General features: G+C 65.9%; 24 protein-coding genes and 7 tRNA genes. 19 read left to right on the top strand and 12 right to left on the bottom strand.

Features of this window, described 5'->3' with window-relative positions:
* Positions 1–102 precede the first annotated feature (102 nt).
* Positions 103–1,455 carry a magnesium transporter gene (gene mgtE / locus BDK63_RS06210; RefSeq protein ID WP_183330497.1) on the bottom strand — a complete coding sequence of 451 codons (1,353 nt, stop codon included), beginning with the start codon at positions 1,453–1,455 and terminating at the stop codon, positions 103–105.
* Positions 1,456–1,631: 176 nt separating this feature from the next.
* On the opposite strand from mgtE, the gene BDK63_RS06215 reads away from it, so the two are divergent.
* Positions 1,632–2,657, top strand: a complete 1,026-nt coding sequence (locus tag BDK63_RS06215) for a quinone-dependent dihydroorotate dehydrogenase (RefSeq protein WP_183330498.1) — start codon at positions 1,632–1,634, stop codon at positions 2,655–2,657.
* An 88-nt stretch (positions 2,658–2,745) separates the two neighbouring features.
* Here the strand turns inward: BDK63_RS06215 and rmf are convergent, their stop codons facing one another.
* Complete coding sequence (gene rmf / locus BDK63_RS06220; RefSeq protein WP_183330499.1) at positions 2,746–2,952, bottom strand: ribosome modulation factor; 207 nt, start codon at positions 2,950–2,952, stop codon at positions 2,746–2,748.
* A gap of 258 nt (positions 2,953–3,210) precedes the next feature.
* Here rmf and rlmKL point away from each other — a divergent pair, with 258 nt between their 5' ends.
* On the top strand, positions 3,211–5,430 hold the full coding sequence (gene rlmKL / locus BDK63_RS06225) for a bifunctional 23S rRNA (guanine(2069)-N(7))-methyltransferase RlmK/23S rRNA (guanine(2445)-N(2))-methyltransferase RlmL (protein ID WP_183330500.1): 2,220 nt from the start codon (positions 3,211–3,213) through the stop codon (positions 5,428–5,430).
* Positions 5,427–5,774, top strand: a complete 348-nt coding sequence (locus BDK63_RS06230) for a glutaredoxin family protein (RefSeq protein WP_183330501.1) — start codon at positions 5,427–5,429, stop codon at positions 5,772–5,774. Before rlmKL ends, BDK63_RS06230 begins: the two co-directional genes overlap by 4 nt.
* Positions 5,775–5,899: 125 nt before the next feature.
* Here the strand turns inward: BDK63_RS06230 and BDK63_RS06235 are convergent, their stop codons facing one another.
* Positions 5,900–6,181: a hypothetical protein gene (locus BDK63_RS06235; RefSeq protein ID WP_183330502.1), complete on the bottom strand. Its 282-nt coding sequence runs from the start codon at positions 6,179–6,181 to the stop codon at positions 5,900–5,902.
* Positions 6,182–6,272: 91 nt separating this feature from the next.
* Between BDK63_RS06235 and pdxB the strand changes: the two genes are divergently transcribed.
* Entirely contained in the window at positions 6,273–7,436 is a 1,164-nt protein-coding gene (gene pdxB, locus BDK63_RS06240; RefSeq protein WP_183330503.1) for a 4-phosphoerythronate dehydrogenase PdxB, read from the top strand.
* 156 nt (positions 7,437–7,592) lie between these two features.
* Here the strand turns inward: pdxB and htpX are convergent, their stop codons facing one another.
* From htpX to msrB, 4 genes are all read right to left on the bottom strand, one after another.
* Complete coding sequence (gene htpX, locus BDK63_RS06245) at positions 7,593–8,495, bottom strand: protease HtpX (protein WP_183330504.1); 903 nt, start codon at positions 8,493–8,495, stop codon at positions 7,593–7,595.
* A gap of 108 nt (positions 8,496–8,603) precedes the next feature.
* Positions 8,604–9,833: a pyridoxal phosphate-dependent aminotransferase gene (locus BDK63_RS06250; protein ID WP_183330505.1), complete on the bottom strand. Its 1,230-nt coding sequence runs from the start codon at positions 9,831–9,833 to the stop codon at positions 8,604–8,606.
* 42 nt (positions 9,834–9,875) lie between these two features.
* Positions 9,876–10,844 (bottom strand): ribosome biogenesis GTPase YlqF, encoded by a 969-nt coding sequence (gene ylqF, locus BDK63_RS06255; RefSeq protein ID WP_183330506.1) that lies wholly within the window; start codon positions 10,842–10,844, stop codon positions 9,876–9,878.
* Positions 10,845–10,922: 78 nt separating this feature from the next.
* Positions 10,923–11,324, bottom strand: a complete 402-nt coding sequence (gene msrB, locus BDK63_RS06260) for a peptide-methionine (R)-S-oxide reductase MsrB (RefSeq protein ID WP_183330507.1) — start codon at positions 11,322–11,324, stop codon at positions 10,923–10,925.
* 178 nt (positions 11,325–11,502) lie between these two features.
* Here msrB and BDK63_RS06265 point away from each other — a divergent pair.
* The 14 genes from BDK63_RS06265 (at position 11,503) to BDK63_RS06330 (ending at position 18,206) form a co-directional block, all read left to right on the top strand.
* A tRNA-Glu gene (locus BDK63_RS06265) sits at positions 11,503–11,578 on the top strand.
* Between the two features lie 34 nt (positions 11,579–11,612).
* A tRNA-Gly gene (locus tag BDK63_RS06270) sits at positions 11,613–11,687 on the top strand.
* A 41-nt stretch (positions 11,688–11,728) separates the two neighbouring features.
* A tRNA-Glu gene (locus BDK63_RS06275) sits at positions 11,729–11,804 on the top strand.
* Positions 11,805–11,848: 44 nt separating this feature from the next.
* Positions 11,849–11,923: transfer RNA gene (locus tag BDK63_RS06280), tRNA-Gly, on the top strand.
* Between the two features lie 22 nt (positions 11,924–11,945).
* Positions 11,946–12,021, top strand: a tRNA-Glu gene (locus BDK63_RS06285).
* A 28-nt stretch (positions 12,022–12,049) separates the two neighbouring features.
* Positions 12,050–12,124, top strand: a tRNA-Gly gene (locus BDK63_RS06290).
* Between the two features lie 200 nt (positions 12,125–12,324).
* Positions 12,325–13,299, top strand: a complete 975-nt coding sequence (locus BDK63_RS06295) for an ABC transporter ATP-binding protein (RefSeq protein ID WP_183330509.1) — start codon at positions 12,325–12,327, stop codon at positions 13,297–13,299.
* Positions 13,296–14,069, top strand: coding sequence for an ABC transporter permease (locus BDK63_RS06300; RefSeq protein WP_183330510.1), 774 nt, complete (start codon positions 13,296–13,298; stop codon positions 14,067–14,069). Before BDK63_RS06295 ends, BDK63_RS06300 begins: the two co-directional genes overlap by 4 nt.
* Positions 14,066–14,902: an NADPH-dependent 7-cyano-7-deazaguanine reductase QueF gene (queF, locus tag BDK63_RS06305; RefSeq protein ID WP_183330511.1), complete on the top strand. Its 837-nt coding sequence runs from the start codon at positions 14,066–14,068 to the stop codon at positions 14,900–14,902. The genes BDK63_RS06300 and queF overlap by 4 nt, the downstream gene beginning before the upstream one ends.
* 81 nt (positions 14,903–14,983) lie before the next feature.
* The gene (locus tag BDK63_RS06310) at positions 14,984–15,544 is read left to right on the top strand and encodes a nitroreductase family protein (RefSeq protein WP_183330512.1); all 561 of its coding nucleotides are present in this window, start codon (positions 14,984–14,986) and stop codon (positions 15,542–15,544) included.
* 47 nt (positions 15,545–15,591) lie between these two features.
* Complete coding sequence (locus tag BDK63_RS06315; protein ID WP_183330513.1) at positions 15,592–16,095, top strand: YiiD C-terminal domain-containing protein; 504 nt, start codon at positions 15,592–15,594, stop codon at positions 16,093–16,095.
* Positions 16,096–16,190: 95 nt separating this feature from the next.
* A tRNA-Ser gene (locus tag BDK63_RS06320) sits at positions 16,191–16,278 on the top strand.
* Positions 16,279–16,528: 250 nt separating this feature from the next.
* Complete coding sequence (locus BDK63_RS06325; protein WP_183330514.1) at positions 16,529–17,578, top strand: phosphoribosyltransferase-like anti-phage protein; 1,050 nt, start codon at positions 16,529–16,531, stop codon at positions 17,576–17,578.
* Entirely contained in the window at positions 17,553–18,206 is a 654-nt protein-coding gene (locus BDK63_RS06330) for an NADAR family anti-phage protein (protein WP_183330516.1), read from the top strand. Before BDK63_RS06325 ends, BDK63_RS06330 begins: the two co-directional genes overlap by 26 nt.
* 155 nt (positions 18,207–18,361) lie before the next feature.
* On the opposite strand, the gene BDK63_RS06335 is transcribed toward BDK63_RS06330, so the two are convergent.
* Together BDK63_RS06335 and BDK63_RS06340 are read right to left on the bottom strand one after the other, a co-directional pair.
* Positions 18,362–19,135 (bottom strand): hypothetical protein, encoded by a 774-nt coding sequence (locus BDK63_RS06335; RefSeq protein WP_183330517.1) that lies wholly within the window; start codon positions 19,133–19,135, stop codon positions 18,362–18,364.
* Positions 19,136–19,581: 446 nt separating this feature from the next.
* Positions 19,582–20,010 (bottom strand): hypothetical protein, encoded by a 429-nt coding sequence (locus tag BDK63_RS06340; RefSeq protein WP_183330518.1) that lies wholly within the window; start codon positions 20,008–20,010, stop codon positions 19,582–19,584.
* Between the two features lie 111 nt (positions 20,011–20,121).
* Between BDK63_RS06340 and BDK63_RS06345 the strand changes: the two genes are divergently transcribed.
* Positions 20,122–20,436 carry a helix-turn-helix domain-containing protein gene (locus BDK63_RS06345; protein WP_183330519.1) on the top strand — a complete coding sequence of 105 codons (315 nt, stop codon included), beginning with the start codon at positions 20,122–20,124 and terminating at the stop codon, positions 20,434–20,436.
* On the opposite strand, the gene BDK63_RS06350 is transcribed toward BDK63_RS06345, so the two are convergent.
* From BDK63_RS06350 to BDK63_RS06360, 3 genes are read right to left on the bottom strand one after another with little or no spacing between them, the layout of a single operon-like run.
* Positions 20,427–21,836 (bottom strand): PBSX family phage terminase large subunit, encoded by a 1,410-nt coding sequence (locus BDK63_RS06350; protein WP_183330520.1) that lies wholly within the window; start codon positions 21,834–21,836, stop codon positions 20,427–20,429. The genes BDK63_RS06345 and BDK63_RS06350 overlap by 10 nt on opposite strands.
* The gene (locus BDK63_RS06355; RefSeq protein WP_183330521.1) at positions 21,817–22,257 is read right to left on the bottom strand and encodes a hypothetical protein; all 441 of its coding nucleotides are present in this window, start codon (positions 22,255–22,257) and stop codon (positions 21,817–21,819) included. The genes BDK63_RS06350 and BDK63_RS06355 overlap by 20 nt, the downstream gene beginning before the upstream one ends.
* Positions 22,227–22,844, bottom strand: a complete 618-nt coding sequence (locus tag BDK63_RS06360; protein WP_183330522.1) for a recombinase family protein — start codon at positions 22,842–22,844, stop codon at positions 22,227–22,229. Before BDK63_RS06360 ends, BDK63_RS06355 begins: the two co-directional genes overlap by 31 nt.
* Between the last annotated feature and the right edge of the window lie 206 nt (positions 22,845–23,050).

Consider the following 23,050-nt stretch of genomic DNA (forward strand, 5'->3'; position numbering starts at 1 on the left):
TTCGGCGGGGTTCGTCGTCTGCGGCGGAGGGCGCCGGCGGGTCAGGGCGGGCGATGGCTCACCGGGCTTTGGCTCACCGGTCTCTGGCTCACCGGTTCTGGCTCACAGCAGGAAGAAGGTGGCCAGGCCCAGGAAGGCCATGAAGCCCACCACGTCGGTGACGGTGGTCAGGATCACCGATCCGGAGAGGGCCGGGTCGATGCCGGCCCGCTTGAGCATCAGCGGGATGACGATGCCGGCAACGCCGGCGGCCAGCATGTTGATCACCAGCGCGGCGGCGATGATGGCGCCGATGGCGAGGTTGCCGAACCAGACCACCGCGAGCAGCGCCACCACCAGCGACCAGAGCAGGCCGTTGAGCGCGGCGATGCCGATCTCCTTGCGCAGCAGCCAGCTGCTGTTGGTGCGGCTGATCTGCCCCAGTGCCAGGCCACGTATGGCCAGGGTCAGGGTCTGGCTGCCGGCGATGCCGCCCATGCTGGCGACGATGGGCATCAGCACCGCCAGGGCAACGATCTTGTCCAGGGCGTCCTCGAAGCGGCCGATCACCCAGGCGGCCAGGAAGGCGGTGAGCAGGTTGATCCCGAGCCACACCGCCCGGCGCTTGGCGCTGGGCAGCACCGGGGCGAAGAGGTCCTCCTCCTCGTCGAGGCCCGCCATGTTCATCAGCGCCTGGTCGGAGTCCTCGCGGATCACGTCGACGATGTCGTCGATGACGATGCGCCCGAGCAGCAGCCCGGTCTCGTCCACCACCGGGGCGGAGACCAGGTCGTGGGTCTGGAACAGGGTGGCCACGTCCCGGGACTTCATGTCGACCCGGATGCTGTCCACCTCGCGGTCCATCAGGTCGGCGACGGCCATCTCCGGGTCGTGGCTGACCAGGCGCGCCAGCGAGAGGGCCCCCACGAAGCGGCCGTCGCGGTCCACCACCATCAGCAGGTGGGTGTTGTCCGGCACGGACTCCTTCCAGCGCAGGAAGCGTCGCACCGTCTCCAGGCTGACATCGGCGCGCACGGCGATGGTGTCCATGCGCATCAGGCGACCGGCGCTGTCCTCCTCGAAGGAGAGCGTCTCCTCCAGGCGGGTGCGCTGCAGCGCGTCCATGGAGCGCAGCATGTCCTCGGCGACCTGCTGGGGCAGGTCCTCGAAGATCTCCGCCAGGTCGGTGGTGTCCAGCGCGGCCGCCGCGGCCACGATCTCCTCGTGGTCCATGTCGTCGAGCAGGGTGCTGCGCACCTCGTCATGCACATGCAGCAGCACCTCGCCGTCGACCTCCGTGGGCACGCGCTGCCACAGCTGCACCCGCGCCGCGGGGGGCAGCGACTCGAGCAGCAGGGCGATCTCGGCGGGCTCCAGGTCGGCGATGACGGCGTCGACATCGGCCAGCTGCTCGTTCTCCAGCGCCAGGTGGATACGCGACAGGCGGTGTTCCAGTGTCTCGGTGGTGTCGGCCATGGCCTGCTCCCTGGCTGGGGCGCATCGCGGCGCCGGCGCCGCGATGCCTCCGTGGTGGAATCGAGGCAGACAGTAGACCACAAAACCCCGGGATGGCGCCGCCTCGCTCGCGTCGTCACCCGGGCCTGGCGCTGCTATAATCCGCCCGCCCCGATGCCGCTGCCCCCGGAGATGCCATGTACTCGCTTGCCCGCTCGCTCCTGTTTCGCCTCGACGCCGAGACCGCCCACGGCGTTGCGCTGTCGGGCCTCGACCTGGCCGGACGGCTGGGGCTGGCGAAGCGGCTCGGGGGCGGGCGCGTGGAGGACCCGGTGGAGGTCATGGGCCTGCGCTTTCCCAACCGGGTGGGCCTGGCCGCGGGGCTCGACAAGAATGCCGACCACCTCGATGCCCTGGGCGCACTGGGCTTCGGCTTCGTCGAGGTGGGGACCGTGACCCCGAAACCCCAGGCGGGGAACCCCCGGCCACGGCTCTTCCGGCTGCCCGAGGCCGGTGCCATCATCAACCGCATGGGCTTCAACAACGCCGGCGTCGACCGCCTCGTCGAGAGGGTCAGGGCGAGCCGCTATGACGGCGTGATCGGCATCAACATCGGCAAGAACCTCACCACGCCGGTGGAGAAGGCGGTGGATGACTATCTGACCTGCCTGCGCAAGGTCCATGCCCATGCCCACTACGTCACCGTCAACATCTCCTCCCCCAATACGCCGGGGCTGCGCAGCCTGCAGTTCGGCGAGCATCTCGACCAGCTCCTCGGGGCGCTGCGCGAGGCGGGGCTCGAACTGGATCGCCAGGCCGGCCGGCGGGTGCCGCTGGCGGTCAAGATCGCCCCGGACATGGACGCCGAGGAGGTGGCCCTGGTGGCCCGGGCGCTGTCGGATAACGGCATCGATGCGGTGATCGCCACCAACACCACCGTCTCCCGCGAGGCGGTGGCGGGCCTGGTCCACGCCGATGAGCAGGGCGGCCTGTCGGGGCGTCCGGTGTTCGAGGCGTCCAATGCGGTGATCCGCGAGCTGCGCCGCCACCTGCCGACGATGCCGATCATCGGCGTGGGGGGCATCGACAGCGGCGACTCGGCGGTGGCGAAGGTGGCGGCGGGGGCCGACCTGGTGCAGCTCTACTCGGGCTTCATCTATCGTGGCCCTGCCCTGGTGGGCGAGTGCGCCCGGGCGCTGAAGGCCAGCGTCGCCACGCCATGAGGCCGGAAGGCACCAGCAAAAAGCCCGTGGCGCTTGCCACGGGCTCTCTCGAGGGGGGGGTGTAAACCCGAAGGGAAAGGTGGGGGGGTCACATCACCATGGGGTTCTTGTGGATTCCGGAGACACCCGTCATGCCGGACCATTGATCCCCACGACCTTCACGCCAACCGCTCATCCAGTATTCGCGAAGATTGATATCCTGACTGGGACAGTCATCGCGGGAACGACCTGAGACTCCCGCCTTGTAGCCATGAATATAGGCACGCTGGAAGCGATCACGTTTCTGTCGTTTCATTGGACTACCTCTTGAAAAGGTATCAATCTGGAGCGATCCATGCGTCAGCGTGGCGCACGATCGATCCGTAACGTGCCCCGGGGATCGCGTCAGACTTGCTGAGCCGTGCCCGGTGACAGAAAACGCATGCGTTCTTCAGTAGCTACTGGGTTATTGATAGCCCATCCCGGTCGCCACTGTCGACCCTTGATTTGTAACATCCCGTTCACCCGCCGGTCACGGCGGCCATGACCCCAACAGCATGCCGGTGACACCTTCATGACCGATAGCCAACCCACTGAGACCCTTGACTTTCTTGCCACCTGTCCCCGGGGCATCGAACTGCTGCTGGCCGACGAGCTGGCGACCCTGGGGGCCGAACCGGGCAAGACCACGGTGGGCGGGGTGCACTTCCGGGCCGGGCTCGAGGCGGCCTACCGCGCCTGCCTCTGGTCGCGGCTGGCCAACCGGGTGGTGCTCTGCCTCGCCCGCGAGGAGGGGATCGAGACGCCGGAACAGCTCCGGGCCGCGGTGGCGGCGGTCGAGTGGAAGGCCCACCTGGCTTCCGGGGCGAGCCTGGCGGTGGATTTCCACGGTCGCTCCGAGGCGATCCGCCACACCCGCTTCGGCGCCCAGACGGTCAAGGACGGCGTGGTCGACCGCCTGCATGCCGAGGGGCGGGCGCGTCCCGACATCGACCTCAAGTCGCCCGACCTGCGGCTCTATGCCCACCTGCACCGCGGGCGGCTGACCCTGGGCGTGGACCTCTCCGGCGACAGCCTGCACCGCCGCGGCTACCGGCGCGACGTGGGCCACGCCCCGCTCAAGGAGAACCTGGCCGCGGCGCTGCTGGTGCGCGCCGGCTGGCCGGCGCTGGCCCGCGACGGCGCCCCGCTGGTGGACCCGCTGTGCGGCGCCGGGACCCTGCTGATCGAGGCCGCCATGATGGCCGCCGACATGGCCCCCAACCTGGCCCGCCAGCGCTTCGGCTTCCACGGCTGGGCGGGCCATGACGAGGCGACCTGGCGCGAGCTGAAGCGCGAGGCCGAGGCCCGCGCCAGCATCGGCCGCAAGCGCTGCCGCTCGCGGCTCCACGGCTTCGACCGCAGCCCGCCGGCGCTGGCGGCGGCCCGGGCCAACGCCATGCGCGCCGGCATCCCGGCGCTGATCGCGTTCCATGGCGCCGGGCTCGGCGAACTGGTGCGCCCCGAGGGGCTGGATGACGCGCCGCCGGGCCTGGTGATCACCAACCCGCCCTATGGCGAGCGGCTGGGCGAGCTGCCCGAGCTGGTCGGCCTCTACGGGCAGCTCGGCGAACGGGTGCGTGCCGCCTTCCCGGGCTGGGGGCTGGCGGTCTTCACCGCCAACCCGGACCTCGGCCACCGCATCGGCCTGCGTGCCCACAAGCAGTACGCCCTGCGCAACGGCCCGCTCGAGGCCAGGCTGCTGCTGATGGCGATCCCGGAGGCGGCCCGCGGGGACGATGCCGCCGCCAGAGACCGGGCGGGAGGCGCCCCGGCGCGCTCCGAGGGAGCCCAGATGTTCGCCAACCGGCTGGAGAAGAACCGGCGGCGGCTGAGGAAGTGGCTCAAGAAGAGCGGCGAGCGCTGCTATCGTCTCTATGACGCCGACATGCCGGAGTACGCCCTGGCCATCGACGTCTACGGCGACCGGGTCCACGTGCAGGAATACGCGCCGCCGCGCTCCATCGATGCCGCCCAGGCCCAGAAGCGGCTCTTCGATGCCCTCTCGGTGATTCCCGAGGTGCTCGAGGTCGACCCGGCCCGGGTGGTGATCAAGCGCCGCGAGCGCCAGAGTGGCCGCGCCCAGTACCAGAAGCAGGCGGCCAGCGGCGAGCGCTTCGAGGTGCAGGAGGGGCGGGCGCGGCTGTGGGTCAACCTGCGCGACTACCTCGACACCGGCCTGTTCCTGGACCACCGGCCGGTACGCCGGCTGCTGGGCGAGATGGCCGCCGGCAAGCGCTTCCTCAACCTCTTCTGCTACACCGCCACGGCCACCGTGCAGGCGGCGCTGGGGCCGCGTGAGGCCGAGGGGGCGGCCGGCGCCAGCGACAGCGTCAGCGTGGATCTCTCCAACACCTACCTGGAGTGGGCGCGGGACAACTTCGCCCTGAACCGCCTCGACCCCAGCCGCCATCGGGTGGTGCGCGACGACTGCCTGCGCTGGCTGCAGACCGCCGGGGGGCAGTTCGACCTGATCTTCATGGACCCGCCCACCTTCTCCAACTCCAAGAAGATGGACGAGACCCTGGATGTCCAGCGCGACCACGGCCGCCTGGTGCGGCTGGCCATGACCCGTCTGGCCCCGGGCGGCACCCTGGTGTTCTCCAACAACCAGCGACGCTTCAAGCTGGACGCCGACCTGGCCGAGCACTATGCGGTGGAGGAGATCTCGGCGAAGACCTTCGATCCGGATTTTGTTCGTAACCCCGACCTGCACCACGTCTTCCTGATTCGCCACCGGGAGGAGCGCGCATGATCCGGCTGACCCTGTATACCACCCTGGGCTGCCACCTCTGCCAGCAGCTCGAGGCGCTGCTGGTGACGCTGTGTGCCGGGGAGTATCGCCTGGAGCGGGTCGAGATCAGCGAGGACGACGCCCTGGTCGAGCGCTACGGGGTGCGCATCCCGGTGCTGGTGGATGCCGAGGGCAGGGAGCTCGACCGCGGCTTCGAGGCGCCGCGGCTGGCCGCCTGGCTCGCCGAGCGGGGCTGGCTGGAGGAGGACGCCTGGGCGGCGCTGCAGCGCCAGCTGGCCGGCGAGGCCGAGCCCCGCGAGGCCCGGGGAGCGACCATGCGTGGCGGCCGGCGTTACCTGGGGTAGGGCAACTTGCCGTAGGAGGGCAACTCGTTGCGCGACTGGCGCCGTCAGGCGCCCGGCGGTGTCACCATCGCCTGGGCGGCAGCGGCGCGAGGCCGAGGGCCTTGATCGCCCAATGAATTGGCCTCCTACAGTGCATCCAGCAGCGACAGCTGGCTGACCGCCTCGCGCCCCTCGGGGCTCTGGTCGTCCACCTCCAGCACCTTGCGGAAGCCACGGGAGGCCTGGATGGTGGCCTCATCGCCGAGCCACATCAGGGCCTGGCCATGGTCGTCGGCCAGCTGATGCTTGAGGCCGCCGAACTGGGTGCCGATCTGCCCCCAGGCGCGGCTGAAGATCCAGTCGCCGAACATGTCCTGGTGGATGTGCACCAGCACATAGTCGTGGTCGGTTTCCCAGCGAACGATCATTGAAGCTCCCGCGGTGCGCTGTGCCGGGCTTGGCGGCAGAGTGATAAGGTGTGGCGTATTGTAATTCCTTGCCGGAGCCGAACAAGCCGCCATGAAGATTCTTGTCGATGCCGATGTGCCTGCCGCCGACCTCTGCTTCCGCGACCTGGGGGAGGTGGTCCGCCTGCCGGGGCGCGAGATCACGGCCGCTGCCCTGCGCGATATCGATGCCCTGGTGGTGCGCTCCATCACCCGGGTCGACGCGGCGCTGCTCGCCGAGGCCCGCCGGCTGCGCTTCGTCGGCACCTGCACCATCGGCACCGACCATATCGACCGCGACCTGCTGGCGACGCGCGGCATCGCCTTCGCCAGTGCGCCGGGCTGCAACGCCGAGGCGGTGGTGGACTACGTGCTCGGCAGCCTGGCGACCCTGGCCGAGCGCCAGGGGTGGACGCTGGCCGAACGGCGGGTGGGCGTTATCGGCGCCGGCAACGTGGGCGGGCGGCTGCTGCGGCGGCTCTCCGCCATGGGTATCGACTGCCTGGCCTGTGATCCGCCCCGCGTCGAGGCCGAGCGGGTCTCGCGCGAGGGCCAGGCGGCGTTCGTCGACCTGGAGACCCTGATCGACGCCTGCGACGTGCTCTGTCTGCATACCCCGCTGGTGCGCCAGGGACCCCATGCGACCCACCACCTGCTGGGCGCCCAGGCGATCGCCGAGCTGGCCCCGGGCACGGTGCTGCTCAACGCCGGGCGCGGCGACTGCGTGGACGGCCAGGCGCTGCGCGGCCGGCTGGCCGGCGAGGGCGACATCACCGCGGTGCTCGACGTCTGGGAGCATGAGCCGGGCATCGACGCCGTCCTGCGCGACCTGGCCGAGATCGCCACGCCGCATATCGCCGGCCACAGCCTGGAGGGCAAGCGGCGCGGCACCCACATGATCTACCGGGCGCTCTGCGAGCGACTGGGCCTGCCGACCCGGGTGAGCCTGGAAGACCTGCTGCCGGCCCCCCCGCTGCGCCGCCTGGAGCTGGGCCCGGGCCTTGAGCCCGAGGAGGCCCTGCGGCTCTGCCTCCGCGCCGTGCATGACGTGCGCCGCGACCACGACAGCCTGCTGCGCGAGAGCCGCCTCCAGGGCATGGCCAAGGGCTTCGACGCCTGCCGGGCGAGCTATCCCCTGCGACGCGAGTTCGCCGCCCTGGAGGTGGTCCTGGTGGCGCCCGATGAGTCCCTCGCCACCCTGCTGGCCGGCGCCGGGTTTCGGGTCACCCGGGGGTGAGTCGCCCGACGCTTACTCCCGACGCAAGCGGGCCCGCCAATTGGCGGGCCCGCTTGTCTTTCAAGGTTCCCCGTCACTGCCGGTAGGCGGCTTCCTTGAGCGCGCGGATACGGCCGGTACAGGGAGCAGCGGCGGGGTGGCCCGCCGCTGATCGCCTCACTGGCGGTAGGCCGCTTCCTTGAGCGCCCGGATACGGTCATCCAGAGGCGGGTGGCTGGCGAACAGGCGCTCCATCAGCGACTGGGTCTGGCCCTTGGTGATGGCCATGGCGCGCAGGGTGTCCGGCATCTGGTCGGGCATCTCGGTCTCGGCCTTGAGGCGGGCCAGGGCGTTGATCATGGCCCCGGAGCCGGCGAGCTGGGCGCCGGCGGCATCGGCGCGGTACTCGCGGAAGCGCGAGAACCAGGCGACGATCGCCGAGGCGATGATGCCGAACACGATCTCGGCGACGATCACCACCGCGAAGTAGCCCATGAAGCCCAGCCCCGCGCCGTCGGTGCGGCTCTTCAGGAAGCTGTCCACCAGGTGGGCCACCACCCGGGCGAAGAACATCACGAAGGTGTTCACCACGCCCTGGATGAGCGCCAGGGTCACCATGTCGCCGTTGGCCACGTGGCCGATCTCGTGGGCCAGCACCGCGCGCACCTCCTCCGGGCGCATGCGGTTGAGCAGGCCGGCGGAGACCGCCACCAGGGCGTCGTCCTTGTTCCAGCCGGTGGCGAAGGCGTTGGACTGCTGGGCGGGGAAGATGCCCACCTCGGGCGTCTTGATGCCGGCCTCCCGGGAGAGCTCCGCCACGGTGTCCACCAGCCACTTCTCGGTGGCGTTGGAGGGCGTCTCGATGATCACCGTGCCGGTACTGCGCTTGGCCATCCACTTGGAGATGAACAGCGAGATCATCGAGCCGGCCATGCCGAACACGAAGCAGAAGATCAGCAGGGCGTTGAAGTTCATGCCCTGGCCGCGCAGGTAGCCCTCTACGCCGAGCAGGCGCAGGGTGATGCTGGCGACGAGTATCACCGCCAGGTTGGTGCCCAGGAAGAGCAGGATTCGCATCATGGGGTGGGGTCTCCATCAGTCGTCGGGGAAGGGGAGGGGGCCGCCCGGGGGGCGGCGTCCAGAAGCTGTTGCTTAGATACGGTCGGGGCGTTCGGGTTTCAAGCGGCGCTACTGGCGGTAGCGCGACAGGAAGCGGGCGAAACGGTCCAGGGCATCCTCGAGCTGGTCGGCCCAGGGCAGGGTGACGATGCGCACGTGGTCGGGCTCCGGCCAGTTGAAGGCGGTGCCCTGCACCAGCAGGATCTTCTCCTGCAGAAGCAGGTCGAGCACCAGCTGCTGGTCGTCCCGGATGTTGAACACCTTGGGGTCGAGCCGCGGGAAGGCGTAGAGCGCCCCCTTCGGCTTGACGCAGCTGACGCCGGGAATGGCGTTGAGCTTGTCGAAGGTGATGTCGCGCTGGGCCAGCAGGCGCCCGCCGGGCAGGATCAGGTCGTTGATCGACTGGTAGCCGCCCAGCGCGGTCTGGATGGCGTGCTGGGCCGGTACGTTGGCGCACAGCCGCATCGAGGCGAGCATGGTCAGCCCCTGGATGAAGTCGGCGGCGCGCTGCTTGGCGATAGCCCCGGAGAGGATCATCCAGCCGGAGCGGAAGCCGGCGCAGCGGTAGCTCTTGGAGAGCCCGTTCATGGTCACCACCAGCTGGTCCTCGCCGGCCAGCGCCCCGGTGGAGACGTGCTCGACCCCGTCGTAGAGAATCTTGTCGTAGATCTCGTCGGAGAAGACCACCAGGTCATGCTCCCGGGCGATCTCCAGCAGCTCGCGCACCACGGCCGGCGGATAGACGGCGCCGGTGGGGTTGTTGGGGTTGATGATCACGATGGCCCGGGTGTGAGCGGTCACCTTGGCGCGGATGTCGTCCAGGTCCGGTGCCCAGTCGGCCTGCTCGTCGCACAGGTAGTGGACGGCGTGGCCGCCGGAGAGGTTGGCGGCGGCGGTCCACAGCGGGTAGTCCGGCGCGGGGATCAGCACTTCGTCGCCGTCGTTGAGCAGGGCCTGCATGGCCATCACGATCAGCTCGGAGACGCCGTTGCCGATGTAGATGTCCTCGATGCCGACGCCGGGAATCTCCTTGCGCTGGCACTCCTGCATGATCGCCTTGCGCGCCGAGTAGAGCCCCTTGGAATCGCAGTAGCCCTGGGCGGTGGGCAGGTTGCGCATCACGTCCTGGAGGATCTCCTCCGGCGCCTCGAAGCCGAACGGGGCAGGGTTGCCGATGTTCAGCTTGAGGATGCGCTGGCCCTCCTCTTCCAGGCGCTTGGCGTGGTCGAGCACCGGGCCGCGGATGTCGTAGCAGACGTTGTGCAGCTTGTGCGATTTCCGGATCGGGGTGGTGTCCATGTCGGTCGGTGTCCAGTGTCCAGGGCGGCGGGCGAAAACGGATTATGCGGTGTGGCCGGCGTCGGCGTCATCCTCGCCAGGGGCGGGGGCGTCCACGGGCTCGGGTGGGATGTCTGCCGGGGTCTCCAGGGTCAGGCGGCCGAGCTTGCCGTCGCGCAGCTCGTGCAGCAGCACCTCGGCGCCGCGGTGCAGGTCGACCTCGCCGCCGGGACGCAGGCCGCCGCGCCGGGCGGCGATCTCGGCCAGTATCGCATGGCCGTCGAAGCCCGCCACGGCCAGCAGGTCGATCCGCGCCGGGCCGTCGGCCTCGACCCGCGCCGCGTCGGGGTTGGGCGTGTAGGCCGGCAGCGCCGTGAGCTTGTAGCGCGCGGTGAGGGCCTCGGGGTAGCGGCGGGCCAGCTCGGCGGCGGTGACCACGGCCACGTCGACATAGTCGATGGCGGTGTCGCGGATGGCGCCGCTGGCGGCCAGGCGGTAGGCGCTGGCCTGGTCCTCGATCTTCGGCCACAGCACCCCGGGGGTGTCGATCAGCGCCACGCGCCCGCCGATGCGCACCTTCTGCTGGCGCTTGGTCACCGCCGGCTCGTTGCCGGTCCTGGCGATCGCCTTGCCGGCCAGGCCGTTGATCAGGGTCGACTTGCCGACGTTGGGAATGCCCATGACCATCACCCGCACGTCGCGGTCCGCGCGCACCTGGCCGGCCAGCTCGTGGCACAGCTTGGGGATGCGCTTGAGCTCCCGGGCCTGGGTGGTGGTCACCGCCAGGGCGCGCATGTCCGCCTGGGCGTCGAAGTGGGCCACCCACTCCCGGGTGCGCTCGGGGTCGGCCAGGTCGGCCCGGGAGAGGATCTTCAGCACCGGCTTGTGGCGGGTCAGCTCGGCCAGCATCGGGTTGGCGCTGGAATAGGGGAGGCGGGCGTCGAGCACCTCGATCACCACGTCGATCTCCGGCAGGGCCTCGAGGATCTGGCGGCGCGCCTTGTTCATGTGTCCCGGGAACCAGCCGAGCATGGGGGCCTCTCTTGGTCAGCCAATGAAACGGCCGCCCATCTTAGCAGATGGGCGGCCGTGACAGGATGGCAGGCTCGGCTACTCGCCGGAGTGGAAGGACAGGGCCACCGAGTTGATGCAGTAGCGCAGCCCGGTGGTGTCGGGCGGGCCGTCCGGGAACACATGGCCGAGGTGGGCATCGCAGCGGGCGCAGGTCACCTCGGTGCGCTGCATGCCGTGGGAACCGTCGGCGCGCTCCTCCACGCAGTGCCGGCCCAGCGGGCGATCGAAGCTCGGCCAGCCGCAGCCGGCATCGAACTTGTGCTCGTTCTCGAACAGCGGGGCGTGGCAGCAGACGCAGTGGTAGATGCCATGCTCCTCATGCACCCGGTAGTGGCCGCTGAAGGGAGGCTCGGTGCCGCGCTCCCGGGTCACGCGGAACTGCTCGGGCGTCAGCTGCTCACGCCATTCGGCCTCGCTCTTCTCGATCTTGCTGCGCATGGCGTCTCTCCTCGTCGGGGTTTCGACAGTCTCGCTTCATTCTGACACCGCGGGCGCGATGTTTTTCCATGACTTTCGCCCGGGCCGTCACGCGGGGTCAACGGGCCTCGGGGAGGCGCTTGACAGCCTTCGGGGCGCTCAGTAACATACGCGCCACCTCGACGAGGCGAGACATTGCGTCCCATTCGTCTAGTGGTCCAGGACACCGCCCTTTCACGGCGGGAACAGGGGTTCGAACCCCCTATGGGACGCCACTCGACTCATCAAGGTGCCGGAGTGCAAGAAAGCGCGGGAATAGCTCAGTGGTAGAGCACAACCTTGCCAAGGTTGGGGTCGCGAGTTCGAATCTCGTTTCCCGCTCCATCTACCGTAAGGTAGGCGGAACAAGCTTCAAAGCTTATTGCGTCCCATTCGTCTAGTGGTCCAGGACACCGCCCTTTCACGGCGGGAACAGGGGTTCGAACCCCCTATGGGACGCCACCTTCCGGCACGATCGCACGGCGATCGACAGCAGTGCGAGACCTGCGGGAATAGCTCAGTGGTAGAGCACAACCTTGCCAAGGTTGGGGTCGCGAGTTCGAATCTCGTTTCCCGCTCCATCTTCTGCCAAGAAGATCATGCGTCCCATTCGTCTAGTGGTCCAGGACACCGCCCTTTCACGGCGGGAACAGGGGTTCGAACCCCCTATGGGACGCCACCTCGCTCGCGCCAGCGGTACTCGACAAGCGGGAATAGCTCAGTGGTAGAGCACAACCTTGCCAAGGTTGGGGTCGCGAGTTCGAATCTCGTTTCCCGCTCCATGTCGATGCCAGACTCCCGATAGCCAAGATTGCGGTCACTCCCCCCCTCTTTGATGATGTCTGCCGACGCGCAGGCGTTCTGCCGTGTCCGGCCGTCGCGCCCGGGCCCCGGTGACTTGAAGTCCCGCGGCATCGACCCAATATCCTTATGCCTTTGCGGCATGCCCGCACTCGAACCTCGAACCGACCAAGGATTGCCAATGGCCGAACCGGCGCTGTCCATCCGTGGCCTGACCAAGGTCTACGGCAATGGCTTCCAGGCCCTCAAGGGCATCGACCTCGACGTCGCCGAGGGCGACTTCTTCGCCCTGCTGGGCCCCAACGGGGCCGGCAAGTCGACCACCCTGGGGGTGGTCTGCTCGCTGGTGCAAAAGAGCGCCGGCAAGGTGTCGATCTTCGGCATCGACATCGACACCGACTTCGCCCGCGCCAAGTACCACCTGGGCGTGGTGCCCCAGGAGTTCAACTTCAACCAGTTCGAGAAGGTCATCGATATCGTGCTGGACCAGGCCGGCTACTACGGTATGCCGCGGCGCGAGGCGCTGCCCCGGGCCGAGGAGCTGCTGCGCGACCTGGGCCTGTGGGACAAGCGCAACGGTAGCGCGCGGATGCTCTCCGGCGGCATGAAGCGCCGGCTGATGATCGCCCGGGCGCTGATGCACCGCCCCCGGCTGCTGATCCTCGACGAGCCCACCGCGGGCGTCGACATCGAGCTGCGCCGCAGCATGTGGGAGTACATGCGCCGCATCAACCGCGAGGAGGGCACCACCATCATCCTCACCACCCACTACCTGGAGGAGGCGGAGAGCCTCTGCCGCAACGTGGCGATCATCAACCACGGCGAGATCATCCGGAACACCAGCGTGCGCGACCTGCTCGCCGAACTGGATACCGAGACCTTCCTGCTCGACCTGGCCCACCCGGTCGAGGCCGCTCCCGACGTCGAGGGCTTCGAGGTCAGCCGGGTGGAGCCGGCCCAGCTGGCGCTGGTGGTGCATCGCGGCCAGCGCATCAACGACGCCTTCCGCTCCCTGAGCGAGCAGGGCATCGAGGTGGTCTCCATGCGCAACCGCGCCAATCGCCTCGAGGAGATGTTCGTCACCATGGTGGAGCAGGGCAACGATGCCCTGGATCGGGCGGCCGCCGCCGCCAGCGGAAAGGAGGCCCGCCCATGAGCCCGACGCAGATCGCCATCGCCCTCTGGACCCTGGTGGTCAAGGAGATCAAGCGCTTCACCCGGATCTGGCCGCAGACCCTGCTGCCGCCCTCCATCACCATGACCATGTACTTCATCATCTTCGGCAGCCTGATCGGCTCGCGCATCGGCGAGATGGACGGCTTCAGCTACATGGACTTCATCGTCCCCGGGCTGATCATGATGGCGGTGATCACCAACAGCTACTCCAACGTGGCCTCCTCCTTCTTTTCCAACAAGTTCCAGCGTTCCATCGAGGAGATGATGGTCTCGCCGATGCCCAACTGGGTGATCCTGCTGGGCTTCGTGCTGGGCGGCATGGCCCGCGGCCTGGGGGTCGGCCTGATCGTCACCCTGGTCTCGCTGTTCTTCACCCGGATCAGCGTGGCCCATCCGCTGCTCACGGTCGGGGTGGTAGTGCTCACCTCGGCGCTGTTCTCCATCGGCGGCTTCATCAATGCCCTGCTGGGCAAGAAGTTCGACGACATCTCCATCGTGCCGACCTTCATCCTCACACCGCTGACCTACCTGGGCGGGGTCTTCTACTCGATCTCGCTGCTGCCGGCGGTCTGGCAGGGCGTGTCGATGCTCAACCCCATCCTCTACATGGTCAACGTCTTCCGCTACGGCTTCCTCGGCGTCTCCGACATCCCGGTGGGCTGGGCGCTGGCCGCCATCGTCGCCTTCATCGCCGTGCTGTTCGGCGTCGCCCTGTGGATGCTGGAGCATGGCAAGGGGATCCGTTCATGAGCCACTCCCGTCCCGACACCCTCGAACATGCCCCCCTGGGGCGCGAGTCCGCCTATCCGGAGCGCTACGACGCCACGCTGCTCTATCCCATCCCGCGTGCCGCCAACCGGGCGCCGCTGGGTATCGAGGAGGGCGTGTTGCCCTTCGTCGGCGAGGACGAGTGGCACGCCTTCGAGGCCAGCTGGCTCAATGCCCGGGGCAAGCCGGTGGTGGCCGTGGCGCGCTTCCGCCTGCCGGCGGACTCGCCGAACCTGATCGAGTCCAAGTCCTGGAAGCTCTACCTCAACGGCTTCAACCAGGCCCGCTTCGCGAGCCGCGAGGCGGTCATCGAGACCCTGGAGCGCGACCTGGCCGCAGCGGCCGGCGCGCCGGTCACCGTCGAGCTGTTCGACGTGGACGACGAGGTGCTGATGCCGCGACGGCTGCCCGGCGACTGCCTGGACGAGCTGGATATCGAGGTCGACCGCTACACCCCAGGCGCCGAGCCGCTGGCAGTGGGGGAGGAGGTCGTCGAGGAGACGCTCCACTCGCACCTGCTCAAGTCCAACTGCCCGGTCACCGGCCAGCCCGACTGGGGCAGCGTGTTGATTCGCTACCGGGGGCCGCGGATCGACCGCGAGGGCCTCCTGCGCTACCTGATCGGCTATCGCCAGCACCAGGACTTCCACGAGCACTGCGTGGAACATATCTTCGTCGATCTGATGGCTCGTTGCCGCCCCGAGCGGCTGCTGGTGCTGGCGCGCTATGTGCGCCGCGGCGGGCTGGACATCAGCCCCTGGCGTGCCACCCCGGGCGAGCGCCCGCCCGAGCCGCTGCGCCTGGCCAGGCAGTAGCGGCCGCCACGACAGGCGGGCGGCCAGCTGGTAAAGTGCCGAGAAGAGTTCTCGTCTGACCGCCGCCAAGGGAGGCACTCAATGGACGCGCTGACGCTGCTGCATGAACGCAGCTCCATGGGCAAGCTGATGGGGCCGCCGCCCGGTCCCGAGCAGCTCGAGGCGATCTATCGGGCGGCGCTGAGGGCCCCGGACCACAAGGAGCTGCGGCCCTGGCGCTTCATCGAGTTCTCGGGGGAGGGGCTCTCCCGCCTCGGCGAGCTGTTCGCCGAGGCGGAGTACCGCGAGGACCCCCACGTCGGCGATGCCGCCCTGGACTCCGCGCGCAAGAAGCCGCTGCGGGCGCCCATGGTGATCGCGGTGATCGCCAGGGTGACCCCGGACCTCATCAAGGTGCCGAAGATCGAGCAGGTGATCTCCGCCGGCTGCGCCGCCCACGGCATCCTGCTCGCGGCCCATGCGCTGGGGCTCGGTGCCATGTGGCGCAGCGGCAAGTACGCCTTCGACCCCACTGTTCGCAAGGGCCTGGGCCTGGAGGAGGACGATGAGGTGGTCGCCTTCATCTACCTGGGGCAGCTGGGCGGGCGCCACAAGCCGATCGCCGAGCATCGCCAGGAGGACTTCGTGGAACGCTGGGTCTGAACCGGCCCCGGACCACCGAGTTGATCGGGTCACCAAGGAGAACCGCCATGCGCGAGATCGGTATCCCCCACCCACGGCTTCCGCTGCCGGCGCCGGGCCAGGACGATGACCCGGCGCGCTTCCTGGCCTGGCTGGGCGAGGCCATTCCCTTGGTCGGGCACCTGGGCATCCGTCGCATGACCCGCGACGACCGCGAACTGACCTGGGAGCTGGAACTCACCCCCAGCCTCAACGATAAGGGCACCGCCTTCGGCGGCGCCCTGACCGCCCAGGCCACCCTGCTGGGCTGGTGCTGGACGACCCTCTGGCTGCGCCGCCACAGCCTGGCGCGCGACGTGGTGGTGGCCGAGGCCAGCCAGCGCTTCCTGGCGCCGGTCACCGGCGACTACCGCATGGTCTGCTTCCCCGAGCGGGAGGAGGGCCCGGTCAGCCTGGCGGAGCAGCTGGCCGCCCGCGGCCGCGGGCGCATCGCCCTGGTGCAGCAGCTCTGGTGTGGCGACACCCTCTGCCTCGAGGCGCGTGGCGACTACGCCGTGCTGGGTGGCAGCTGAGCGGAAAACGGCTTGCAATCGAAGACTTATGTCGATAACATACGCGCCGTTCTTGAGCGAAAGGCCACGTGCCTCGAGCCCATGAACCACAATGCGGAGGGGTGTCCGAGTGGTCGAAGGAGCACGCCTGGAAAGTGTGTAAGTCGAAAGGCTTCGAGGGTTCGAATCCCTCCCCCTCCGCCACTTATTCAAGAAAACCAGCCTGTTACGGCTGGTTTTTTCGTTTACCCGCCTAAATACCCGCCTAGCGCGAAACGCTGGGAAATGCCAGCCCGCAGGCACCGGAAGTCGAAAGGCCGTCTCTTCCCGGGGCGGCCTTTTTCGCTTGTACGGCATGCGAACTCCTCATTGTGCCGATTGAACTCTGGTCCGCTGCCTTGCTTGCCTTCTACAATGGGTGGACATCAGCGGACGAGTTTAGGGGCGAGAACACATGAGTGAACGAGATGACCTGCTGGTCTCCATCGCTAACACGATCAAGACCTATCGGGAGGGCGAGATTGATGAGCCTACGCCGGAGCATGTCGCGCGGTGGGTGAGCCAATTTACTCCCGCGAATCAACTGCCGTTCCTCCGAGAATTTGACCACGTCATGAAGAAAACCTTCATAACTAAGGACGTGGTTAACCAGTTTTTAAGTAACTTAGTCACAGACGAGGGTTTAGCTGGTAATGACCCAGCCACTTACTGGCAGCGTGCAAATTTCTTGACCATTCAGAGGGCTGGCCAGAGCCAGAAAGAGATGGTCAGCCTTTTTTCCCAAGCACTACGTGATCAGTGTGGACTAGATCTGAAATTTTGCGGCGTGGAGGGAGGTGACTACATTTATTTAGACGATGTGTTGTTCACTGGTAGCCGTGTGGCTTCGGACCTTCAAGCATGGATTGCTAAAGATGCTCCGGAAAAAGCCGTTGTCCATGTGATTCTTATGGCTCTTCATACAAGTGGCCATTACTATATCACAAGCAACCGATTGCGCAGGGCAATTAGAGAGTCAGGAAAGAAGATTAATGTAAAATTTTGGTATTTGTTTGAATTAAAGAACAAGAAGAATGAAAGGAATATCTCAGACGTGCTCTGGCCTGCGGTCATTCCGGAATTTGAACAGGTGGAATCCTATATTGAAGAGGAAGAAAGGTTTCCTCTGACGCTTCGGAACCCAGGAAGGGGTTTAGGGGTCTTTTCTTCTGAGGCTGGACGCCAGTTGCTTGAGAGCGAGTTCCTGATTGCCGGTGTTAAGATAAGGTCACTTACTCAGTCACCCAAGGATTTTATCCGTCCCTTAGGATTTGGGAATTTTGGTGTGGGGTTTGGTTCATTGCTGGCAACATATCGAAACTGCCCTAACAACTCTCCATTAGCGCTGTGGTGGGGTGATCCTAAAGCGACATCAGGCGCCCTGCACTGGTACCCTTTATTGTCGCGTAAGACCTATACAGCGCCGGAGAATATTTTCGATGCCCTTGACGATTTCGCACTCTAAAAAGAAAAACACCTTCCGCACATACCGTCGTGCGGAGGTTGTTGTTTTTCATAAGACAAGAGAGAGTTTCGGCGGATTGTCGAATATGGCTGCTGGCTTCCCACTTTACGTTAATGGCATTCGTATACTGACTTCAGAGGCGCTTTACCAAGCCTGTCGCTTCCCCCACCTGCCCGATGTTCAGAAAGAAATTATTGGGCAACGAAGCCCAATGACGGCGAAGATGAAGAGCAAGCCACATCGCAACAACTCTCGTCCTGACTGGGATCAAGTAAACTTCAGGGTAATGCGTTGGTGTCTCCGAGTGAAGCTCGCTCAGCACTATGAAGAGTTTGGAAGATTGCTTCTTTCAACAAAAGATCGCCCAATTGTCGAGCTATCCAGAAAGGATGATTTTTGGGGGGCAAAAACTGACGACCTCGCCGACGAAATATTAATTGGCCAGAACGTACTAGGCCGGTTACTAATGGAGTTGCGCGAGCTTCTGAAGAAAGATTCCGACGGAAAATTGAAGAAGGTTTCCCCGTTGAATATCCCTGATTTTCTATTTCTTGGTGATCTAATTGGCCCTGTAGATGGCACCATGAAGCCCAGCAAACAACAATATATTCAGCGGTCAATGTTATAGTGCATTTGTAAATAGATGTCCCAACAAGAAGCCCTCGGAAGCCTCTGGCCCGGCTGAGGATAGGGGCGTGACGCCTCCGAGCTTTCGGTTTCGCGGGGGCCAAGGCGCGCCATCACGGCGCGCTACTACCTCACGGCAGCACCACAAGTGCTCGGTTAATCCTCGCCCTCCGCTTCGGTTGCGGCCTGACGGCTGAGGGCGAGGGAAAGGTTCATCAGTGGATCGGCTTTGCCGCGCACGAACTCCCGATCAGCGGCAACGGCGGTCTTGTAGGCCAGCCGGACGCCTCCGAGCTTCGCATTCACGCGGTCGTGTACCTCGCCCATCACCCGTTCGGCCAGGTCGGCTACCGGGAATGGGCGGCGGTCCCGGGTCCGGCGGTCGATCACCGTGGCGACAGCGGCGGCCAGCACCACATCCCCGGACATGACGGCCTGACGGGCGGCGGTTTCGAGTTCGACCGGCCCGGCTCCTTCGAGCTGCTGTTGGTATTGGGTCCGCTTCGGCTCGCCCAAGGCAACGCGCCCCAGCATCATCGCTGGCGTCACGCAGACGGCGGCGACGGCTTCGGCCTCATCAGAGTAGGCTTTCAGAGCGCGCAGCATCTCGGCACGCTCGCCTTCGGAGCTGGCGAGCAGCGAGCGGCGCATCTCGGCAATCTTGTTGGCGGCGTTCTTCTTAGCGAAGGAGGCGGCGGCGGCCCGATCCTCGGGGCCTACATCAGCAACCATCGCTTCGGCGTCGCGGGAATAGCGCTCCCGTGCCTCGGCAAAGGTCGCTTGGAGCTTGTCGAGCTTGCGGTGGAAGGCGGTGGCGGCTTCGGTCGCGCGGTCGCTTAGACGTTGTACGTTGTCCTCGCTCAGGCTCACCCCGGACGGGACGTTGTCGAAGTCGATGCGCTTCTTGGCGGTGTTCGCTGTGGTGGGCATGGGGCTGTTCCTCAGACCAGTGTCGTCATGATCCCGGGAGGTCTGGCCCTGATGCTCTATAGCGGGGCTGTTCCCGGCCTGCGGTGACGCGCGGTATCGCGTCACGTTACCGGGAAGAATAGCTGTCGCGCTGTGGAGCGGTCTACCATAAAGACTTGTATATCAATGCCTTACTTTACTTTTTAGGGGTGCATATCAGAGCACCCGGCTCCGTCGGGTCTGGCTTACAGGAGACGATCCAGCGCGGCTCAAGGGTGCGGCGGCGGTCGGTTCGCACCGACTCCCGGGCGGGCCTTTCGGTGGCCTGCCGTAGGGCTGGCGAGAATGTGCCGATTTGCGCGCGCTTGATCGTATCCAGCGCGGAGTACCGGGGTGGCTCCTGGGCTGCGGCTACGGTGGCGAGAAGTGGCAGAACCACCAAGGCGAGTATCCGGCGCATGGTCTTCTCAGCTACCGTCGTCACAGTTGATTCGGCGGCCTCTGTAAATTATCCCCATCGCGGTGTCGCGAGTAGTGACAATTTCTCCGTCGCGCAATAGAAACCAGCGAGTTTTCGGGCCGGCATAGCCTCCGTAAGAGTTTTTGGCGTTAACGGTCGCGCAGGTAGACCAGCCATAGACCGCCTCATGCTCATGGACATTTGTGATGGCGTGTTCCTCACGGGGTCGGCTGAAAGACACGTATCTTGCGGATTCCGGGTCTTTCAAGTTGGCTTCGTACCAGGCTTTCACCGCTTCCTGATAGTTGGTTGGGTAAGGGCCGTGGTCGCCTGCGTGGGGATCGGGCTTCCACTCGTCTTGGGTCGAGGAGCTGGGTGCCGCAGCACAGCCCGTCAGAAACGCGGATGTGAGCAACAAGGCATAGAGTTTTCGCATTGATTGTTCCTCTTGGTCTTTCGGTTGGCGGCCAAATTGCCACTAAGGAATCCTTAGTATACCGAAACCGCCCACTAAGGAACCCTTAGCCCTTCAACGGGGGCTAAAGGTTTGAAAGAACAAACAGTTTTTGGGCGTCAACTGCGAAAGGCGAGAACCCGGGCCGGGTTATCGCAAAAGCAGCTCGGCATTGAAGCTGGCATGGACGAGTTTTCAGCCAGCCCGCGCATCAATCAGTATGAGCGCGGCACCCATACCCCCGATTACCGCACTGCACAACGCCTCGCCGCTTGTCTGCGTGTTCCCGTCGAATACCTATACACCGACTCAGAGACGATGGCGGAACTCATCTTGTTGATATCAGAACTGGATGAGCAGAAGCGCCACAGGCTTATAGAGCAGCTTCGTTCAACCTCTCAGACGTAGATCACCCGGTTGCCAGTGTCGGGCAGCCGTGACGGCGCGCTGTTGAAGTCGCTGACCCGGACCGGCCCCTGCGACGCCCCGGCGATCAGGTATGAGGTGGCGTCCAACAAATGGTCGTTGGCAGCTGTGTCCACGTCCTCCGGGTTCCTCGGGTCCCGGGGCAGCGCTGGGACAGTGGCCAGCCAGTACCGGCAGCGCGAGGCCACGAAGAACTCCCCATTGACCATCAGCGACTTGAGGTGCTCAAAGCGGGGCACCCGTGCGCCTTTCTTGGCTGGCGATACCCGGACACCGGCGGCCCGGAACAAGTCAGCAATCGACGCCTCGGCGCGGCCAGCCGTGCGGGCCTCGGCGGCGGAGTCGATCAGACCCCGGGCGCGCATCCGGCTACGGGCGGCCATTGCGTGGAGGGCGGGGGCAATCTGCCCAGGTGTCCGGCCTGTCCCCCGGCTGATGTTGTTGGGGTCACACTCGAAGTGCTCGTCATAGATCACCCAGGCCCCGCGCGGCATTACCCGGTCATCGCTCAGGCGCACGTCATAGGCGAGGCGTCCGCCCAAAACAGACGCGCAGGGCGCGGCGCTCCCCCAGTCAATCGACACCTTCAGCGTTGAGAACATCTCCGGCGGGACCTCGTGATGATCGAATATGGCGCGGTCTGGGAACCAGATGCCGCCGAAGTAATCACCCACGATGGCCGACCAGTCGCCATGGCGGTGCGCCTTGTACAAGGCCGGGTCGGTATGGCGCAGCACCTCGAAGTTCTTGCGGTATGGTTCCGGCAGGTGCGGGTTATCGTCCACCGTCGAAGGAGCATAGACCCATTTCTGTTCGGCGAACTCGAACGGGGCAAACGGTTCCCGGCCCGTGACGTACCGCTCAGCCAGCGTGGAGTGGTTGGCCCCACCCGGGTTGCCCGCCAGAATCATCCGCAGGGGCACGCCCGGCGCACGCAGCGTCAGCGCCAGCGAGTCGATCACCGGCAACTCCGGCCCTTCGCCCGCTTCATCGACCACGATCAGTGAGAAGGACATGCCCTGAACCGTGTCTTGTAGGGCGGCGCTCGATTCGCAGTGCGTGAGCTGGACGGTGGCGCCATTGGGGACCCGGAAGATGTTGTCATTCAGGTTGTAGCTCACCCCGGAGCCGTAGGCCGACCGGAGAAGTCCGCGCAACTCCTCTGCGAACTGAAGCAGCGATTTCAACCGGCGGCGCGTCACCAGGACACGGGCGCGGTGGCCGTACTGGTTGCAGTGCCGGAGGATGAGGAGTTGGAGGGCGAAGGACTTGCCGCCACCCCGGCCCCCGCCCAGGAAGATGAAGTGATCTTCCGGGATGCTCAGCACCGTGGCTTGGAACGGTGTAGGGCGGATGACGGTTTCACTGGTCGTACTGGACATTGATGACCCTCCCGTAATCCTCCGGCGATAGCGCGGCGTTGATCTGGATCAGGACACGTGGGGCGTCGTCTCCGTTGCCGTCGCCTTTGTTGATCTTGAAGACGCGATCCGCCAACCATTCGGCGGCACGCTCGGAGCCTTCGGCCAGCATCTTGTTCTTCATGAAGGCGACTATCTCCCCGGCCCCGTCTGCGCGGCCTTCTTCTAGGGCCAGAGCTAGCGGTGATAGCTCGCCTTCCTCGCTGTCTTCCTTGAGCTTCTTCCACTGGGCTGGGGATAGCCCAAGGGTCCGGCGGATCGTGTGTTCTCGCACGCCCTCGGTGGCGAGTTCACGAGCAATGTCGAGGGCTTCGGACGGCAGGACCGGGAGCGCGGCCTGCTCCTTCTTGGTCAGTACTGTTCTACGTCGCTTGGCTTGCATTCCAAGTCCCTCTTGATCCGGTAGATGGCGGCCTTGCCGACGTTGGTCAGGGTGCGTACCCGATGGGGGCAGACTCCGGCCTGTAGCAGGGCGGCAACGCGGTTCTCCTTGCTGGGCGATAGGCGAGGTGCACCGATCCGCTTGCCCTTGGCTTTCGCCTTTCGGTATCCCCGGCGAGAGCGCTCGCTCATCATTGCTTTGTCGAAGTCGTTGAGTGCACCGAGCAGCGATAGGGCCTGCTGGCCTGCCGGGTTCGTGGTGTCGAGGGCAAGGTTGTCGATGTAGACGGCAACGCCCAGCGTCTCGAACTCCCGGAGGAGGCCGAACAGGTGCTTCAGCGAGCGCCCAAGACGGTCGAGGGAGACGGCGGCCACCATGTTGGTCTTGCCGTCAAAGGCGAGCTGGGAAAGCCGGTCCAGTGCAGGCCGCGCGGCGTCTGCCTGAAGGCTGCGGGTGTTGTCGTCGGTGAACTCGCCCACGATGGTATGGCCTTCGGAGGCGGCCCAAGCGCGCAGGCGGTCGAGCTGGTCGCTCAGGGGCGGGTCGGTATCGGTGCTGACCCGGGCGTAAAGGGATAGATTGGCCATGATGGCGCTCCGCATATCGGTTGATATGCCGGTCTATTCTAGCGCCCGGAACACATACGAAGAAGCCTTTTAGGCGGGTAAAAAGGTGGGTAAGACGGGGCGAGTGCCTATCCCGGATGTTGCACCGGGTCAGTCAGAAGTCCCCAGATGCCATGCTCGGTGGGGATAAAAGGGCTCTGGGGGTGGAGATTGGCTGCTTTTTGATC

It is taken from the genome of Halomonas campaniensis (genome assembly GCF_014193375.1).
Lineage (GTDB): Bacteria > Pseudomonadota > Gammaproteobacteria > Pseudomonadales > Halomonadaceae > Halomonas > Halomonas campaniensis.

What these genes read in the sequence shown, in the direction of transcription:
- mgtE (WP_183330497.1), bottom strand. Translation starts at nt 1,455, where the DNA reads ATGGCCGACACCACCGAGACACTGGAACACCGCCTGTCGCGTATCCAC.
- BDK63_RS06215 (WP_183330498.1), top strand. Translation starts at nt 1,632, where the DNA reads ATGTACTCGCTTGCCCGCTCGCTCCTGTTTCGCCTCGACGCCGAGACC.
- rmf (WP_183330499.1), bottom strand. Translation starts at nt 2,952, where the DNA reads ATGAAACGACAGAAACGTGATCGCTTCCAGCGTGCCTATATTCATGGC.
- rlmKL (WP_183330500.1), top strand. Translation starts at nt 3,211, where the DNA reads ATGACCGATAGCCAACCCACTGAGACCCTTGACTTTCTTGCCACCTGT.
- BDK63_RS06230 (WP_183330501.1), top strand. Translation starts at nt 5,427, where the DNA reads ATGATCCGGCTGACCCTGTATACCACCCTGGGCTGCCACCTCTGCCAG.
- BDK63_RS06235 (WP_183330502.1), bottom strand. Translation starts at nt 6,181, where the DNA reads ATGATCGTTCGCTGGGAAACCGACCACGACTATGTGCTGGTGCACATC.
- pdxB (WP_183330503.1), top strand. Translation starts at nt 6,273, where the DNA reads ATGAAGATTCTTGTCGATGCCGATGTGCCTGCCGCCGACCTCTGCTTC.
- htpX (WP_183330504.1), bottom strand. Translation starts at nt 8,495, where the DNA reads ATGATGCGAATCCTGCTCTTCCTGGGCACCAACCTGGCGGTGATACTC.
- BDK63_RS06250 (WP_183330505.1), bottom strand. Translation starts at nt 9,833, where the DNA reads ATGGACACCACCCCGATCCGGAAATCGCACAAGCTGCACAACGTCTGC.
- ylqF (WP_183330506.1), bottom strand. Translation starts at nt 10,844, where the DNA reads ATGCTCGGCTGGTTCCCGGGACACATGAACAAGGCGCGCCGCCAGATC.
- msrB (WP_183330507.1), bottom strand. Translation starts at nt 11,324, where the DNA reads ATGCGCAGCAAGATCGAGAAGAGCGAGGCCGAATGGCGTGAGCAGCTG.
- BDK63_RS06295 (WP_183330509.1), top strand. Translation starts at nt 12,325, where the DNA reads ATGGCCGAACCGGCGCTGTCCATCCGTGGCCTGACCAAGGTCTACGGC.
- BDK63_RS06300 (WP_183330510.1), top strand. Translation starts at nt 13,296, where the DNA reads ATGAGCCCGACGCAGATCGCCATCGCCCTCTGGACCCTGGTGGTCAAG.
- queF (WP_183330511.1), top strand. Translation starts at nt 14,066, where the DNA reads ATGAGCCACTCCCGTCCCGACACCCTCGAACATGCCCCCCTGGGGCGC.
- BDK63_RS06310 (WP_183330512.1), top strand. Translation starts at nt 14,984, where the DNA reads ATGGACGCGCTGACGCTGCTGCATGAACGCAGCTCCATGGGCAAGCTG.
- BDK63_RS06315 (WP_183330513.1), top strand. Translation starts at nt 15,592, where the DNA reads ATGCGCGAGATCGGTATCCCCCACCCACGGCTTCCGCTGCCGGCGCCG.
- BDK63_RS06325 (WP_183330514.1), top strand. Translation starts at nt 16,529, where the DNA reads ATGAGTGAACGAGATGACCTGCTGGTCTCCATCGCTAACACGATCAAG.
- BDK63_RS06330 (WP_183330516.1), top strand. Translation starts at nt 17,553, where the DNA reads ATGCCCTTGACGATTTCGCACTCTAAAAAGAAAAACACCTTCCGCACA.
- BDK63_RS06335 (WP_183330517.1), bottom strand. Translation starts at nt 19,135, where the DNA reads ATGCCCACCACAGCGAACACCGCCAAGAAGCGCATCGACTTCGACAAC.
- BDK63_RS06340 (WP_183330518.1), bottom strand. Translation starts at nt 20,010, where the DNA reads ATGCGAAAACTCTATGCCTTGTTGCTCACATCCGCGTTTCTGACGGGC.
- BDK63_RS06350 (WP_183330520.1), bottom strand. Translation starts at nt 21,836, where the DNA reads ATGTCCAGTACGACCAGTGAAACCGTCATCCGCCCTACACCGTTCCAA.
- BDK63_RS06355 (WP_183330521.1), bottom strand. Translation starts at nt 22,257, where the DNA reads ATGCAAGCCAAGCGACGTAGAACAGTACTGACCAAGAAGGAGCAGGCC.
- BDK63_RS06360 (WP_183330522.1), bottom strand. Translation starts at nt 22,844, where the DNA reads ATGGCCAATCTATCCCTTTACGCCCGGGTCAGCACCGATACCGACCCG.